A 16,379-nucleotide genomic window follows, 5' to 3' on the forward strand; every position below is an offset into this window, starting at 1 on the left:
TGCGTGAATTTTGGTAAAGTATTAACCGCAATGGTGACGCCTTTTGATCACCGCGGAAACATTGATTTCGAGAAAACGACTAAATTAATTCAGTACTTATTAGACAATGGTTCAGATGGCCTTGTAGTGGGAGGGACTACTGGTGAGTCTCCTACTTTGACCTCTGAAGAGAAGCTAGCGTTATTTAAGCATAGCGTTGAAGTTGTAAATGGCCGAGTTCCTGTCATTGCTGGTACCGGAAGCAACAACACACACGCTTCAATTGAACTGACAAAGAAAGCAGAAGCGCTAGGTGTAGATGGAATAATGCTTGTTGCACCTTATTACAACAAGCCAAACCAAGAAGGGTTGTATCAACATTTCTCTACAATTGCGAACGAGACGAAACTTCCTGTTATGCTTTACAACATTCCAGGACGTTCTGTCATCTCGATGGACACAGATACGATTGTTCGTCTCGCATCCATCGACAACATTGTCTCCATTAAAGATGCTAGCGGGGACTTAGATGCAATGACTGAAATACTTTCAAGAACAGATGATGATTTCTCTGTATACACAGGGGAAGATAGCATGACACTTCCATCTTATTCCATTGGTGCGACTGGCGTGGTATCCGTATCAGCGCATGTAATTGGAACTGAGATGCAAGAGATGCTTAAAGCGGTTGATGAAGGACGCGCGAAAGATGCAGCGAAGATTCACCAGCAAATCCTACCGATTATGCACGGATGTTTCATGGCACCTTCTCCAACCCCTGTGAAGACTGCTCTTCAAATGAAAGGAATGGATGTTGGTGGCGTGCGCCTGCCATTGGTTCCACTTACGAAAGAAGAGCGTGAAACGTTAGCTCAATTAATTCAATAAGAATTCTATAAGAAGTCTGTGCAAAGGCACAGGCTTCTTTTTTTGTTCCTACTGCATGGTTTAGTGACGTCTGCCCATACTAAAAAAAACCATGTAGAGGAGCGATTTCATGATGAACAATGAAGAGCAGCCGAACAAAGAAGAACAAGACCAGGACCAAGATCAAAATAAAGCCTCCGCTCTTATGTCGAAGATTCAGCAGTTAGGTCAATCTTCTGTAGCGCAAGCTCCAGATTCTAATATTCATATCCTGCCAATTATCGGTCAAGTTGAGGGGCATGTCCAGCTCCCGCCAAAGAACAAGACAACTAAATATGAGCATCTCATCCCGCAGATCATCGCAATTGAACAAAATCCTAAAATTGAAGGGCTCATTGTCTTGTTGAACACGGTCGGTGGCGATGTGGAGGCTGGTCTTGCGATATCTGAGATGATTGCTTCGCTATCTAAGCCGACGGTATCCATTGTACTAGGTGGTGGGCATTCCATTGGGGTTCCAATTGCCACTTCAACTGATTATTCTTTTATTACAGAAACCGCGACCATGACGATTCATCCAGTGCGTTTAACGGGGCTTGTGATTGGAGTTCCTCAAACATTTGAGTACTTAGATCAAATGCAAGATAGGGTATTAAAGTTTGTAGTCAACCATTCAAATATTGAGAAAGATAAGCTTGAAGAGCTTATGTTCGCTAAAGGGAACCTAACCCGTGACATTGGAACCAATGTAGAAGGAACGGATGCGGTCCAATACGGATTGATTAACGAAATTGGCGGCGTTGCAAAAGCCATCAAAAAATTAAATACGATGATTAACGAAACTAAAGGCTCTAAATCGAATGGCGATGAGACACAGGTGATTCAATGATTTTGTACACGCCATTATCTCACCATGATATCTACGAGGACGATGAACAAGCGTATAGCAACCATCAAATCCTTGACGTTGAAGGCAAGACGGTTAAAGTGCGTCAAGAACAAGATGGAACGTATCAAATCGTTCAACTGATGTCGACAGACCCATCGGACTATTTGAATACCTCCTATACCCCAGGTGCCTCAATAAAACTCCAATAGAATAGATGTTCTATTATACGTCGCTATGGTATAATAAAATGGAAAAGCAGCCTGTTTGTACCGGCTGCTTTTCTTTACGAGAAAGAGGTGAAACCATGGCAAAAAAGCGAAAGAAAAAAAAGAACCAACCATCATCTGTGAAAGAACAAGTCAAGTATGAATTAATTGGTTTACTCCTTGTCTTTCTTGCCATTTTCGGAAGTGGTGCAAGTGTTGTAGCGGGAGGAGCCATTCCCCTTGGACTAGAACATCTATTTCATTTCTTCTTTGGAATTTGGTATTTTGTCGTGTCGTTGTTCTTATTAAGTACGGGAATTTATCTAATGGTTAAGCGCAAGACACCCGCCTTTTTACATAAACGTTTAATAGGATTTTACATTGTGTTTCTTTCCATTTTATTATTCACCCACGTTCAGACATTTGAAGAGATTATGAACAACAGCGTAGAACCGTCCATCTTGCGAACGACATGGAAGCATTATGGAGGTTATGTGAGTGGGGACATTCCAGCTGTTCAGCTCGGCGGTGGCATAATTGGTGGCGCACTCTTTGCATTTACGTATTATCTCTTTGCGCCAGCTGGGGCGAAGATTGTTGCGTTCTTTGCCTTTATCATCGGTGTCATCTTCATGACCGATTGGTCGATTGGGAACATGCTCCACACATTATGGGAGAAAGTACGTGCGTTTGGTGTTGACCAGTGGAACAGCATTCAGTCAAAGAATACTCAGAAACCGAAAAAGACAAGGCGCTCTAAACAATCGAATGCCTCGTCAAACGTAAGCTCTGAAGAGGAAACGGATATCGACAGAACGTATTCATATGAGGACGAGGAAGGTAACGAACACGAACCGATTATTGAAGATTTCACATCAGTCGCTTACTCGAAACAAAATGAAGAAGCAGTGAAAGAAGAAGAACAACAAGCATCATCACAATCTCCTTCCACGCCGTCTAATTCAGCTGACGACCGAGAGGAAGGGGAGGGCTATACTACGCCGTTACCGTTGGCTGAAGTGGAAAATGTTGATTATGTGTTGCCATCTGCAGATTTACTTGCAGAACCAACACACAACACCCAACAACAGGAACGCTCTCAAATTCAAGCTACAGTGAAGAAGCTTGAACGAACCTTTCATAGTTTTGGGGTAAAGGCTAAAGTGACTAAGGTACACGTTGGACCTTCTGTTACAAAGTATGAAGTGTACCCTGATGTCGGCGTGAAAGTAAGTAAGATTGTGAATTTAAGTGACGATCTAGCGCTGGCATTGGCTGCGAGAGACATTCGAATAGAAGCCCCAATTCCAGGTAAGTCAGCCGTTGGAATTGAAGTGCCAAACCAAGAAGTCGCAATGGTTTCCTTGAGAGAGGTGCTTGATTCTGCTAAGAAAGATGAGTCGAAGCTAAGCTTCGCGCTAGGGCGCGACATCTCAGGAGAATCTGTAGTGGCCGAGCTTAACAAAATGCCTCACCTGCTCGTAGCTGGTGCTACAGGAAGCGGGAAGAGTGTATGTATTAACGGCATCATTACTAGTATTCTTATGCGCGCAAAGCCACATGAGGTGAAAATGATGATGATTGACCCGAAGAAGGTAGAGTTGAACGTCTACAACGGCATCCCACACTTGTTAAGCCCGGTTGTGACAGACCCGAAAAAAGCTTCTAAAGCTCTTAAGAAAGTTGTCGCGGAAATGGAAAGAAGGTACGAGCTATTCTCAGATACCTCAACGCGTAACATCGAAGGCTACAATGAATATATTAAGAAACATAACGCTGAAACAGGTGAAGAACAGCCACAGCTTCCTTATATCGTTGTCTTAGTGGATGAATTAGCCGACTTAATGATGGTAGCATCTAACGACGTAGAAGATGCGATTACCCGATTAGCTCAAATGGCTCGTGCTGCAGGAATCCATTTGATTATCGCAACCCAGCGCCCAAGTGTTGATGTCATTACAGGAGTCATTAAAGCGAATATTCCTTCACGAATTGCGTTTAGTGTTTCCTCTGCTACTGATTCTAGGACAATCATGGATTCTGGAGGAGCTGAGAAGCTACTCGGACGGGGAGATATGCTATTCACACCTGTAGGGTCAAACCGACCAACACGAGTTCAAGGTGCGTTCCTATCTGATGAAGAAGTAGAACGAATCGTAGATCATTGTATCACCCAACAGAAAGCACAATATCAGCAAGAGATGATCCCCGATGAAGAAAATGATGTTCATGAAGAAGTGGACGATGACCTCTATGATGACGCAGTGCAATTGATTACCGAAATGCAATCAGCAAGCGTCTCAATGCTTCAACGTCGTTTCAGAATTGGATATACGCGAGCGGCTAGGCTAATTGACGCAATGGAGCAACGAGGAATTGTTGGTCCTTATGAAGGAAGTAAACCACGTGAAGTGCTAGTTTCACAAAGCGAAGAAGAAAAGACGTCTTAATAAAGGCGTCTTTTTTTATGGAATACGTTATACAAGTCGAAATATGTCACACTAGTTAACAGAATACGCATCGTGCCATAACCCTTGACATGAAAGGGGATTTGTCGAATAGTAAAGAATTTTGAGAAAAACATATAAAATTCTATTTATTTATAGTAGTAATAGTGTTATATTATTTTGGAACGATGTGAGTCAAACGTCTGAGGTCTGATTTCTTACTTCTCTGGATTTGGGGTGAACGTAGTGAGCATTAAAGCAGATCATCGTCATTTGTACCTACAAGTGATCGATGCAATAAAGAAGGACATTGAATCAGGACTATACAAAGAAAAAGAAAAACTACCGTCAGAATTTGAGTTATCGAAGAAGCTTGGTGTATCGAGAGCTACATTACGTGAAGCGCTTCGATTGCTCGAAGAAGAAAACGTATTAGTCCGTAAACATGGAGTGGGTACGTTCGTAAAGGCGAAACCCGTATTCTCATCCGGTATTGAAGAACTATTTAGCGTAACCGACCTCATCTCGAGGGTTGGGAAGACACCTGGCAGCACGTATTTATCAACAAATATCATTGAAGCAACGGATGATGACGTTGCCCAATTCTCCTCTAAGAATCTACATAAACTCGCAAAATTAGAACGAGTACGCACCGCAGATGACGAGCCTGTTGTCTACTGCATCGACAAACTCCCAGAACATCTCGTACCGCTAGACCACTTACACCTAGAAGATTCCCTGTTCCAATTGCTTGATACCTATAGTCACAAGCGCATTGCTTATGCCGTCACATACATTGAACCAGTCGGCTACCACGAACGCATCTCACCTATCTTACATTGTGACAAGAATCAACCCTTACTACTACTGAAACAAATGCACTATACAAGTGAAGATGAACCCGTATTGCTATCAAACAATTACTTTAGAACGGACCAGTTCGGCTTTTATGTTCTACGAAAGAGAGTGTAATGACGTGAGAAGTCAGAATAGAAGTTCGATTTAAGGGGGTGATGGCAGACAAACCTACAGGGCGGGATAGGCTTTTGATTCGTTCAACCATATAAGGGGGATTTATAAATGAAAAAGCGATCATTATTTCTTACATTTCTATTGATGGTAACTGTTGGGCTGCTTGCAGCTTGTGGAAGCTCTGAGTCTTCAGGGGAGGGCGAAGGAGATAGCGGCTCTTCAGAAGGAGAAGGCACAACAGATTTTAAAGTAGCGATGGTTACGGATGTAGGCGGAGTAGATGATAAATCGTTTAACCAATCTGCTTGGGAAGGTCTTAAAGCATTAGGTTCAGAAGAAGGTTTAACAGAAGGGGAAGGGTTCACGTACCTACAATCTCAAGATGAATCGGATTACAAGACGAACCTGAACCAATTAATCAAGCGTGATTACAATCTTGTCTTCGGTATTGGGTATAAGCTTCACGACGCCATTGAAGAAGTAGCAGGACAACAGTCTGACAAGCAATTTGCAATTGTCGATGATGTAGTGGAACAAGACAACGTAGCAAGTATTATGTTTGAAGAACAACAGGGTTCTTTCTTAGTCGGGGTTGCAGCTGCAATGAAATCCGAGTCAGGTAAGGTTGGATTTATCGGGGGTATGGAAAGCCCTCTAATTACGAAGTTTGAAGTTGGCTTTGTAGCTGGTGTGAAATCAGTGAACCCTGACGCAGAAGTGGACGTGCAATATGCAGGCGCATTTGACCAGCCTGCAACAGGAAAATCAATTGCATCTACAATGTACTCAAGCGGTGTTGATGTCATTTATCATGCTTCTGGTGCAACAGGTAACGGTGCTTTTGCGGAAGCGAAAGACCGTAAGAAGAATGACCCTTCAGAGAACATTTACATGATTGGTGTAGACCGTGACCAGCATGAAGAAGGAGAAGTACCAGGTGAAGACACGAACATTACCTTAACTTCTATGGTGAAACGAGTAGATGTGGCTGTTCAAGATGTATCGAAACAAGCGATGGATGGTGAATTCCCAGGAGGCGAAGTGCTTCAATTCGGTCTTGATGATGAAGCAATCTCCGTTGCTACAACTAACGAAGAAGCGTATACAGATGAAATTGCTTCTAAAGTAGATGAGTGGAAAGAGAAAATCAAAAATGATGAGCTTACTGTACCGAAGACTCAAGACGAGCTTCAAGAATACGTAAGTTCTCTATAAGGTAAATAAAAGGGCTAGATTATGATCTAGCCTTTTTATACACGTAATTTGACGAGAAGGCCACAAAGGAAAAGTATGACGTCCGGCCTTTTCCTTTGTGGCCGATACTGAAAAGGAGTGATGGGGATGAACTATGTCATTGAGATGCTTAATATTCGGAAAGAGTTCCCAGGGATTGTAGCGAACAACAACATTACCCTTCAGGTGAAACCGGGGGAAATTCATGCACTATTAGGAGAGAATGGTGCTGGGAAATCTACGCTCATGAATGTCCTCTTTGGTCTTTACCAGCCGGAACAGGGGCAGATTCGGGTACGAGACAAGAATGTAGAAATCAATAATCCTAACATAGCGAATGAGCTTGGAATAGGCATGGTACACCAGCATTTTATGCTGGTAGAACCTTTCACGGTTACTGAGAACATTATATTAGGTAGTGAACCGAAACATCGCGGGAAAATTGATTATAAGAAAGCTGAGCAAGAAGTAAGGGAAATATCTGAACGTTATGGGCTTCAAGTAGATCCACAGGCTAAAATTCGTGATATTTCAGTAGGGATGCAACAACGAGTTGAGATCCTAAAAATGCTTTATCGTGGAGCAGATATCCTGATTCTTGACGAACCAACGGCTGTACTCACACCACAAGAAATTCAGGAACTAATCCAAATTATGAGATCGCTTATTGCAGAAGGAAAATCCATCATCCTCATTACACATAAATTGAAAGAGATTATGGAAGTGTGTGACCGAGTTACCGTTATCCGTAAAGGAGAAGGAATTGGCACAGTAGAAGTGGCAGATACAAATCCTACTGAATTAGCTTCTTTAATGGTAGGAAGAGAAGTCAACTTTGCTTCCACGAAGTCTGAGAAGGTGCCTGGTAGAGAAGTGCTTGCTATTGAAGGTTTAGTTGTTAAAGACTCTCGTAAAGTAGATATGGTGAACGGGCTAGATTTACACGTTCATGCTGGAGAGATTGTTGGAATTGCTGGTGTTGATGGAAATGGTCAAAGCGAGTTAATTGAGGCAATTACAGGCTTACGGAAAGCGGAATCAGGTTCTATTAAACTAAATACCCAAGACATTAAAAACCTATCTCCTCGGAAAGTCACGGAACAAGGCGTGGCTCACATTCCACAAGACCGGCATAAATTCGGGCTCATCCTTGATTTCCCAATTGGTGAAAATATGGCACTCCAAACCTACTATAGACAGCCGTTTTCTAAGATGGGAATCTTGAATTATAAGACGATTGACCAGCATGCAGCAGCACTAATCGATGAATATGATGTTCGTACACCTAGTACAAGTACAAAGGCTAGAGCTTTGTCTGGTGGAAACCAGCAAAAGGCGATCATTGCTCGGGAGATTGATCGTTCACCGGACCTTCTGATTGCAGCCCAGCCAACTCGGGGTCTCGATGTCGGAGCCATTGAATTTATCCATCAAAAGTTATTTGAAGAACGCAATAACGACCGTGCTGTCTTACTCGTTTCCTTTGAGCTTGAGGAAATTATGAACGTGAGCGATCGCATTGCAGTTATGTATAACGGAAAAATTGTCGCTATCGTCAAACCATCAGAAACCAGTGAGCAACAGCTTGGGTTGCTTATGGCAGGTAGCAAACTTCCAGAACAAGTAGGTGACCACTAATGTTGTCAAACCGATTCATTCATATCTTAATCCCTGTCATATCGGTGTTTTTAGGACTGATTGCCGGAGCAATCATCATGCTTCTATCAGGCTATAACCCGTTGGCTGGATATGCAGCTCTTTGGAACGGAGCATTTGGAGATTTATACTTTGCAGGTGAAACTGTTCGCCAAATCACGCCATATATTTTGTCTGGTCTTGCAGTTGCATTAGCATTTCGAGCTGGGCTCTTTAACATTGGGGTTGAAGGGCAAGTATTTATGGGATGGCTTGCTTCAGTTTGGGTAGGTGTGAGTATGGATTTACCTATGGTGATTCACTTACCTCTGGCTATTTTGGCAGGGGCTTTAGCAGGTGGTCTATGGGGCTTTATTCCTGGGATACTGAAAGCGAAACTATACGTCCACGAAGTGATTGTATCGATTATGCTGAATTATACGGCTCTTTACATAGCGAACTCGGTTATTCGAAATGTAATTACAGATCAACAAGATTCGACTGAGCGTGTAGCAGAGTCTGCGTCGTTTCGCTCTCAGTGGCTTGATGAAGTTACAGGTTACTCAAGTATCCATTTCGGCTTTATTGTAGCTTTGATAAGTGTCTTTCTGGTGTGGTTCTTGTTGAATAAAACGACTAAGGGATACGAACTCCGAGCTGTTGGCTACAACCAACACGCCTCTCGCTATTCGGGTATGAAAGTAGATCGAAACATCATACTTGCAATGGTCTATTCCGGCGCCCTTGCAGGGGTTGCAGGTACGATGCAGGGTCTTGGAACGTTTGAGAAAATGTCTGTTCAGTCTGGCTTCACAAACATTGGATTTGACGGAATTGCTGTCGCTCTAATTGGAGGGAATACAGCAATTGGTGTGGTTCTAGGTGCCATTTTATTTGGTGTTCTAAAAGTAGGGGCGTTAAACATGCCGCTTGCTGGTGTGCCTACTGAACTTGTAGAGATTGTTATTGCTCTTATTATCTTTTTTGTCGCATCGGGATACATTATCCGCTGGGCATTAAACCGTATCGAACGTAATACATCGAAGAAGGTAAAGGAGGAGAAGACTCATGATACTACTCGAGATGCTTGAGACTATATTACCCGTTACGCTTTTCTGGGCTGCACCTCTCATATTTACAGCCCTTGGCGGTGTGTTTAGTGAGCGGTCTGGTGTTGTAAACATCGGGTTAGAAGGGCTTATGGTCATCGGTGCCTTCTCGGCAATCGTCTTTAACCTAACCTTTGCCGACACGTTTGGCGGGGCAACGCCTTGGGTGTCTCTATCTGTTGCGATGTTCATTGGGGCATTATTTGCTTTGATTCATGCGGTTGTATCCATTACGTTCCGTGCTGATCAAGTCGTAAGTGGAGTGGCTTTAAACTTTCTTGCATTAGGCGTATCCATCTTCTTAGTCAAACAATGGTACGGGAAAGGGCAGACAGATATGGTTGACGCACCATTCTATTCTACTTCCATTCCTGTCCTTGGTGATATTCCGATTGTAGGTGATATGTTGTTTAGCAGTTATGCGACTTCATATATTGCAATTCTTCTCGCTTTCGTCGTGTGGTATGTGGTGTACAAGACCCCATTTGGACTACGGTTACGATCAGTCGGAGAACACCCGATGGCTTCTGATACGAATGGGATTAAAGTCGAACGAATGAGGTATATTGCAGTCATCTTATCTGGTGCATTTGCTGGAGTTGGAGGCGGTGTGTTCGCGTTAACCATCTCTCAAAACTTTGCAAGTACAACCATTAGTGGACAAGGATTCATGGCACTTGCAGCAATGATTTTTGGGAAGTGGCATCCACTAGGAGCGATGGGCGCGGCACTTTTCTTTGGATTCGCACAAAGTTTAAGCGACGTTGGCTCATCCCTTCCGTTACTTGAGAACGTACCATCTGTTTATCTACTCATTGCACCATACGTCCTAACCATACTAGCTTTAGCCGGCTTCATCGGCCGAGCCGACGCACCAAAAGCACTCAACATTCCATATGTTAAAGGTAGCCGTTAACAGGATAGCGAAAGATGCAAATCTAAGTGATTTGCATCTTTTTGCTTATCACATAAATCTATAATTTCCTGCGAGTACTTTCTCCTTTGCCCGTTAAGTTGAGAAGAATCTCCTTTACAATATAGCTTATATAAGGGGTAATCTTCTGTCTGACTAGTCGCCATCACAGGATTATAGATAAGTGACCGTTACTCCCCCGGAAAGCGAATGAATTCAGTAGGCTAATGCTCAGCATTTGGAAACGAACGTAAGGATAAGATAGGAAAGCAGAATTTCTGTTCGTATCGTTCGCGTGAGAAAGGAAAACACGTTAGAATGATAGAATACATACCTTTGGATAGTTTTTCATGTAATATGAAAAGATAAAGAGTAGTATAGGGTGTAATTGAAGGAGGATAACTATATGCCATCAATTCAAGAAAAGAAAGTGGATGGAGATGGATACCGTCTACATATCATTCCAACCAATAAATACAAAACAAACACGATTGTTCTGAAGTTCCGCGCTCCATTAGAACGTGAAACCATTACAAAGCGTGCGTTGTTGCCGTATGTCCTGCAACAAGCGACTGAGAATCATCCAAGCGCTCGTTCCTTCCGTACTGCACTCGACGACTTGTACGGTACTGTGCTGTCTGTTGATGCGTCTAAAAAAGGGGAAAACCATATTATTACCTTCCGTATGGAACTAGCGAATGATGCATTCCTAAGAAGTGACGAAGACTTATTGAAACAAGGTTTAGAGTTACTTCATGAGGTCGTATTTAAACCGAAGATGGAGGGGGGCTCGTTAGACCCAACCATTCTTGAACGTGAGAAACAAACGCTAATCCAAAAGATTAAATCTATTCTCGACGATAAAATGAGTTATGCGAATATGCGTCTTATGGATGAAATGTGCGAAGAGGAAGCGTATCGCTTTCATGTTCATGGCTATGAGGAAGATTTAGAGGAGATTGATGGGGAAAATCTGTATTCTTATTATCAGACACTACTCTCCCAAGATGAATTGGACATTTTCATTCAAGGGGCTATGGACGAGTCAAGAGTTGAAGAATTAGCGAAAGAGTATTTCACTCGTAACTATGATCCTTCCCGTTCTATCGAAACGACAGTCAAGGATGCACCTTCTACACCTAAGGAAGTGGTAGAACGTCAGAACATCCAACAAGGGAAGCTTCACCTAGGTTATCGTACTGGCATTCGCTTTCAAGATGACGACTACTATGCGCTTCAAATATTCAATGGATTATTTGGTGGTTTCCCATCCTCGAAGCTATTCATGAATGTACGTGAAAAGCATAGCCTAGCTTATTATGCGGCATCCCGTTTTGAAAGTCACAAAGGGTTATTGCTCGTATTTAGCGGAATTGCTCCTGAGGATTACGATCAAGCACGTGAGATTATTGAAGAGCAGATGAACGCCATGAAGAATGGGGATTTCACAGATGAGGCTATTTCTGAAACGAAAAAGCAAGTAACCAACCAGTTGCTTGAAACGATGGACAATCCATATGGCCTTACAGAAATTCTTTACCACCAAGTGCTGTCTGGTAAAGAAACCACTCCAGATGAAATGCTTCAAGGTGTAAATCAAGTTGAGCGGGAAGACCTGTTGCGTGTTGCGAAAGCAATCGAACTTGACACGGTTTATTTCCTTACGAAAGATGAGGAAGGAGGACAATCATGAACAAGAAATATTACGAACAAGTAAAAGAAACGCTATACTCAAAAACACTCGACAACGGTCTAGAAGTATATTTGCTTCCAAAACAAGAGATGGCCAAAACGTTTGCAATCTTCACGACGGAGTATGGTTCCATTGACCAAACGTTCACGCCTATCGGGAAAGATGAGAAGGTCACGGTTCCAAATGGAATTGCCCATTTTCTTGAGCACAAACTATTTGAGAAAGAAGACCGTGATGTATTTCAAGACTTTACAAAGCAAGGGGCATCTCCTAATGCCTTTACTTCTTTCACAAGTACGGCTTATTTGTTCTCTTCAACAAGTCAAATTGAAGAAAACGTGAAGACGTTGCTCGATTTTGTACAAGATCCTTACTTCTCAGATGAATCAGTAGAGAAGGAGAAAGGCATTATTGCGCAAGAAATTCGAATGTATGACGATCAGCCAGACTGGAGAGCATTCTTTGGAACGATTCAAAGTCTTTTTGAGAATCACCCTGTTCAAATTGACATTGCAGGTACGGTAGATTCCATTCAACACATAACGAAAGAAGATTTGTATACGTGTTATCACACGTTCTATCATCCTTCGAACATGACGTTCTTCCTTGCTGGTAACTTTGATCCTGAAGCGATGATGAATGAGATTGAGCAGAATCAGTCGTTTAAAGAGTTTAAACCACTTGATGGCATTAATCGTTCATACCCTGAAGAACCAACAGCGGTTGCGAAGAAGAAACACGTCATTGAGATGCCTGTCACCGTTTCTAAAAGTATGGTGGGTCTAAAGGAAGACTTATCTGTCCTTACTAAGGACAACTTCTTACGTATCGATTTAATTAAAGATATGGTACTTGACCATTTCTTCTCAAAAAGTGGAGAGTTCTATGAAACGCTCTATAAGGAAGATTTAATTGATGACAGCTTCTCTTATGAAACGCATCTTGATAAGACGTTTGGATTTACGGTTATTGGTGGAAACACACGTGAACCGGACAAATTCGCCAATAAAGTTACAGAGATGCTGCATGAACTAAAGAATCGTGAAATTACGGATGAAGAATTTGAACGGATGAAGAAGAAGAAAGTAGGTCAATTCATGCGTTCTATGAATTCTCTTGAATTTATTGCAAATACGTTCGTTCAATATCGCCATTTAGGAATTGATTTCTTCGAAGTACTTCCAACGATTGAGAACGTTACGAAAGATGAACTCCTCGATCACTTGAAACACTGGATTGATGAAGAACGAATCGCCGTGACTCAAGTTGTTCCTAAAGGAGAGTAACATGAATAGAACCGTTTTTATTATTGGAGCAAGTGGTGCCATTGGTCGCGCCACTGCTCTTTTATTTGGTGAAGAAGGTGCACAGCTCATCCTTCACTACAATCAGAATGAAGAGGCTATTGAACGTCTCATAGACGACCTCCCTGAACATACTGTGCTTCAGACGATAAAGAGCGATATTCGCACTTCAAGTGGCATTCACCATCTCATTCAATCGCTTACGTTCCATGTTGATGTGGTGGTCTTCGCAAGCGGCGTAAACCAGTACGGGTTGTTACAAGACATATCTGAGGAGGAGATGGACCACCTCTATCATATCCACGTGAAAACCCCATGGCTCGTTTCAAAAGCGGTCTTACCCTCGATGATTACAAATCAAAAAGGTCACCTTGTACTCGTCTCATCGATATGGGGGGAAGTGGGAGCGGGCCTTGAAGTTCTTTACTCTTCCGTTAAAGGTGCACAAGACAGCTTCGTGAAAGCATTAGCGAAAGAAGTTGGCCGATCTGGTATTCATGTGAACGGTGTACGTCCAGGGTATATCGACACGAAAATGAATGATCATTTGTCGAGTGAAGAACAGCAGCTTCTTAAAGATGAAATCCCTGTTGGGCGCTTTGGCGAAGCGAAGGAAGTGGCCTCTGTAATCCGATTTTTATGCAGTGATGAATCGAGTTACATGCATGGTCAGCTTCTAAATGTGAACGGTGCGTGGCAAGGATAAAATCCATGTATAAACTCCCTATATTGGGCAGATATTAAGCACGTAAGCTTAATATAGGAGGGGTAATAATGTCTGTACTTGAAAATTGGGATTCCTGGAAAGGCTTTTTAGGTGACCGTTTAAGCCAAGCTCAATCTGAAGGTATGCAGGATGCAACAGTAAATGAGCTCGCCTTTGAAATTGGCGACTACTTAGTAAACCAAGTGAACGCTGAAAACGCAGAAGAAGCCGTCCTTCGTGACCTATGGCAAGTAGCCGATCAGGAAGAACAACATGCCATTGCAAATATGATGGTGAAACTTGTGAAGAATAACGGCTCTAAATAAGCTAAATGAAAAGCAAGAGGAGCGCTCCTCTTGCTTTTTTCTATGCTGAAGGAGTCGTTTGAGTTAGAAATGAGGAGTGGCAGTCGCTCCAGGTCATACATTTTCTGCTTTTGTCTACCCCACCTGACAAAAACACGTTTCATAAAAATTAGGGAGATATTGTGCTTTTCTATTATTTGAAAATCATTTATGATAGAGAGTAGTTATGCCACAAAGTGGTTCCCTTATAGAAGATGTGGTGGGGTTGTTAGGAAGGAGAGGGTTTCATGGAGAAGATCGAGTGGTATTTAGAATACGAAATTCAATTGAACCGTCCTGGACTACTAGGTGATATCTCTTCACTTCTAGGTATGCTTTCTATTAACATTGTTTCAATTAATGGTGTAGAGAATTCAAGACGCGGGATGTTGCTGCTCTGTAAAGACCATGAGCAAGTAACGCGCTTGCGTTCCATTTTAAATACGATGGATACAATTAAGATTACGAAATATCGTCAACCGAAATTACGCGACCGATTGGCTGTGCGACACGGACGTTACATAAATAGAGACAATGACGATAAGAAAACGTTTCGATTTGTTCGTGAAGATTTAGGGTTACTGGTCGATTTTATGGCTGAGTTGTTCAAGCAAGATGGCCATAAGTTAATCGGAATTCGAGGGATGCCTCGCGTCGGAAAGACAGAGTCGGTTGTCGCGGCTAGTGTCTCAGCGAATAAGAAATGGCTTTTTCTTTCAAGTACACTTTTAAAGCAAACCATCCGTGATCGACTCATTCAGGAAGAATATTCAGAGGACAATTTGTATATTTTCGACGGTATTGTATCGACGAAGCGTGCGAATGAACAACATTGGCAACTTGTACGTGAGATTATGCGTCTGCCAGCTACGAAGGTAGTCGAACATCCCGATATGTTTGTCCGTTCTACAGAATATACATTAAATGACTTTGACTACATCATAGAACTGAGAAACGATGATAATGAAGAGATTACATACGAAGAAATAGACCGACCTGTGTTCGAGCAAGGGGATGGCTTTTCAATGTTCGACTTTTAAATTGGATGGTGTTAACAAATGGAAATTGGAGATCGTTTGAAAGAAGCGAGAGAAGCGAAAGGGCTTTCTCTTGATGATGTACAGCAGGAAACGAAGATTCAAAAAAGGTACTTACAGGCTATTGAAACGGGTAATTTCAGCATTATGCCTGGGAAATTCTATACACGCGCATTCATTCGGCAATATGCAGAGGCTGTTGGACTCGACCCTGATGAAGTGATGGAAGAGCATAAAGGAGAACTTCCGAGCTCTGGAGATGAAGAATACGTTCAATATTCTCGGGCAGAGCGACAAAGAGAGCAGCAGTCCGACAAGACATCAGTGTTTGCTTCAGCATTTCCAAAGCTTATCGTAGGCGCTTTATTAATCGGCGTCGTTGTCCTCATTGCGTTCTTTGTTATTAACGGAACGGGTAATGGTGATGCCAACGAGACGAATGAGGCGGAGACTTCAGACGGAGGCGAGCCGATTTCGATTAATGAGAGCGATGAGGAAGAGGCAGAAGAAGCTACTGCTGAAGGACAAGAAGATGAAAGTAAGAATGAAAACGAAGAAAAGAAAGCTGAAAAGGCAGAAGATGAAGCGGCTTCTGATCAGGAGAAATCAGACGAGGAGTCTGAGCAGACAGACAAAGAGGACACTCCTTCCGAGGAAGAGAAATCTGCAGAAGAAGAGTCGAAACCTGAAATAAAGTTAGTTCAACAAGGTTCTGAGAATGCACCAACCCATACATTTGAAGTTACAGGTGTGAACGATGAATTGAAAGTGGAGATTCAATCTGCCAATACGTACCTAAATGTTGAGAATCTAGATGGTAAATCATTTTATGCTGATGCATTCCCGAAACAAGGTGAGTCTGATACGAAAACATTTGACTTGTCTGGGGAGAAAGGTGTTTACTTAAACGTAGGTAGAACAGTAGATACCACAATTAAGATTAACGGTGTAGAGCTACAGTATCCGGTGAAGCCGGCAGACAAGCCTCACCAGAAATTTGAAATCAAAGTAAAAGAGTCATCTCAATAAGAAAGGGTCATCTTTT

Annotated in this window: 15 protein-coding genes; all 15 read left to right on the top strand. The window is 42.5% G+C overall.

The features are described 5' to 3' along the window. Positions 1–3: 3 nt before the first annotated feature. The 15 genes from dapA (at position 4) to H513_RS0105525 (ending at position 16,363) form a co-directional block, all read left to right on the top strand. The gene (dapA, locus tag H513_RS0105455) at positions 4–867 is read left to right on the top strand and encodes a 4-hydroxy-tetrahydrodipicolinate synthase (RefSeq protein ID WP_026799830.1); all 864 of its coding nucleotides are present in this window, start codon (positions 4–6) and stop codon (positions 865–867) included. Positions 868–979: 112 nt separating this feature from the next. Beyond that, positions 980–1,735 (top strand): ClpP family protease, encoded by a 756-nt coding sequence (locus tag H513_RS0105460; protein ID WP_036769333.1) that lies wholly within the window; start codon positions 980–982, stop codon positions 1,733–1,735. Next, positions 1,732–1,944, top strand: a complete 213-nt coding sequence (locus H513_RS0105465) for a YlzJ-like family protein (RefSeq protein WP_026799832.1) — start codon at positions 1,732–1,734, stop codon at positions 1,942–1,944. The genes H513_RS0105460 and H513_RS0105465 overlap by 4 nt, the downstream gene beginning before the upstream one ends. 95 nt (positions 1,945–2,039) lie before the next feature. Beyond that, positions 2,040–4,391 (top strand): FtsK/SpoIIIE family DNA translocase, encoded by a 2,352-nt coding sequence (locus H513_RS0105470; protein ID WP_026799833.1) that lies wholly within the window; start codon positions 2,040–2,042, stop codon positions 4,389–4,391. 243 nt (positions 4,392–4,634) lie between these two features. After that, complete coding sequence (locus H513_RS0105475) at positions 4,635–5,360, top strand: GntR family transcriptional regulator (protein ID WP_026799834.1); 726 nt, start codon at positions 4,635–4,637, stop codon at positions 5,358–5,360. 108 nt (positions 5,361–5,468) lie between these two features. Then, entirely contained in the window at positions 5,469–6,575 is a 1,107-nt protein-coding gene (locus H513_RS0105480; protein WP_026799835.1) for a BMP family lipoprotein, read from the top strand. Between the two features lie 126 nt (positions 6,576–6,701). Then, entirely contained in the window at positions 6,702–8,231 is a 1,530-nt protein-coding gene (locus tag H513_RS0105485) for an ABC transporter ATP-binding protein (protein ID WP_026799836.1), read from the top strand. Further along, positions 8,231–9,319: an ABC transporter permease gene (locus H513_RS19640; protein ID WP_051239692.1), complete on the top strand. Its 1,089-nt coding sequence runs from the start codon at positions 8,231–8,233 to the stop codon at positions 9,317–9,319. Before H513_RS0105485 ends, H513_RS19640 begins: the two co-directional genes overlap by 1 nt. Further along, positions 9,297–10,253 carry an ABC transporter permease gene (locus H513_RS0105495; protein WP_026799837.1) on the top strand — a complete coding sequence of 319 codons (957 nt, stop codon included), beginning with the start codon at positions 9,297–9,299 and terminating at the stop codon, positions 10,251–10,253. The genes H513_RS19640 and H513_RS0105495 overlap by 23 nt, the downstream gene beginning before the upstream one ends. Positions 10,254–10,656: 403 nt before the next feature. Continuing rightward, complete coding sequence (gene yfmF / locus H513_RS0105500; protein ID WP_026799838.1) at positions 10,657–11,943, top strand: EF-P 5-aminopentanol modification-associated protein YfmF; 1,287 nt, start codon at positions 10,657–10,659, stop codon at positions 11,941–11,943. Further along, positions 11,940–13,229, top strand: a complete 1,290-nt coding sequence (gene yfmH / locus H513_RS0105505) for an EF-P 5-aminopentanol modification-associated protein YfmH (protein ID WP_026799839.1) — start codon at positions 11,940–11,942, stop codon at positions 13,227–13,229. The genes yfmF and yfmH overlap by 4 nt, the downstream gene beginning before the upstream one ends. A gap of 1 nt (position 13,230) precedes the next feature. Beyond that, entirely contained in the window at positions 13,231–13,953 is a 723-nt protein-coding gene (gene ymfI / locus H513_RS0105510) for an elongation factor P 5-aminopentanone reductase (RefSeq protein ID WP_026799840.1), read from the top strand. Positions 13,954–14,021: 68 nt separating this feature from the next. Next, positions 14,022–14,279, top strand: coding sequence for a DUF3243 domain-containing protein (locus H513_RS0105515; protein ID WP_026799841.1), 258 nt, complete (start codon positions 14,022–14,024; stop codon positions 14,277–14,279). 266 nt (positions 14,280–14,545) lie between these two features. Beyond that, the gene (locus H513_RS0105520) at positions 14,546–15,337 is read left to right on the top strand and encodes a DUF3388 domain-containing protein (RefSeq protein WP_026799842.1); all 792 of its coding nucleotides are present in this window, start codon (positions 14,546–14,548) and stop codon (positions 15,335–15,337) included. An 18-nt stretch (positions 15,338–15,355) separates the two neighbouring features. Beyond that, the gene (locus tag H513_RS0105525) at positions 15,356–16,363 is read left to right on the top strand and encodes a helix-turn-helix domain-containing protein (RefSeq protein ID WP_026799843.1); all 1,008 of its coding nucleotides are present in this window, start codon (positions 15,356–15,358) and stop codon (positions 16,361–16,363) included. Positions 16,364–16,379: the final 16 nt, after the last annotated feature.

This window comes from Pontibacillus halophilus JSM 076056 = DSM 19796 (assembly GCF_000425205.1).
Lineage (GTDB): Bacteria > Bacillota > Bacilli > Bacillales > BH030062 > Pontibacillus_A > Pontibacillus_A halophilus.

Coding starts and splice junctions, on each gene's coding strand:
- ymfI (WP_026799840.1), top strand. CDS start 13,231: ATGAATAGAACCGTTTTTATTATTGGAGCAAGTGGTGCCATTGGTCGC.
- H513_RS0105495 (WP_026799837.1), top strand. CDS start 9,297: ATGATACTACTCGAGATGCTTGAGACTATATTACCCGTTACGCTTTTC.
- H513_RS0105525 (WP_026799843.1), top strand. CDS start 15,356: ATGGAAATTGGAGATCGTTTGAAAGAAGCGAGAGAAGCGAAAGGGCTT.
- H513_RS0105470 (WP_026799833.1), top strand. CDS start 2,040: ATGGCAAAAAAGCGAAAGAAAAAAAAGAACCAACCATCATCTGTGAAA.
- H513_RS0105515 (WP_026799841.1), top strand. CDS start 14,022: ATGTCTGTACTTGAAAATTGGGATTCCTGGAAAGGCTTTTTAGGTGAC.
- yfmF (WP_026799838.1), top strand. CDS start 10,657: ATGCCATCAATTCAAGAAAAGAAAGTGGATGGAGATGGATACCGTCTA.
- H513_RS0105485 (WP_026799836.1), top strand. CDS start 6,702: ATGAACTATGTCATTGAGATGCTTAATATTCGGAAAGAGTTCCCAGGG.
- yfmH (WP_026799839.1), top strand. CDS start 11,940: ATGAACAAGAAATATTACGAACAAGTAAAAGAAACGCTATACTCAAAA.
- H513_RS0105480 (WP_026799835.1), top strand. CDS start 5,469: ATGAAAAAGCGATCATTATTTCTTACATTTCTATTGATGGTAACTGTT.
- H513_RS0105460 (WP_036769333.1), top strand. CDS start 980: ATGAACAATGAAGAGCAGCCGAACAAAGAAGAACAAGACCAGGACCAA.
- H513_RS0105465 (WP_026799832.1), top strand. CDS start 1,732: ATGATTTTGTACACGCCATTATCTCACCATGATATCTACGAGGACGAT.
- H513_RS19640 (WP_051239692.1), top strand. CDS start 8,231: ATGTTGTCAAACCGATTCATTCATATCTTAATCCCTGTCATATCGGTG.
- H513_RS0105520 (WP_026799842.1), top strand. CDS start 14,546: ATGGAGAAGATCGAGTGGTATTTAGAATACGAAATTCAATTGAACCGT.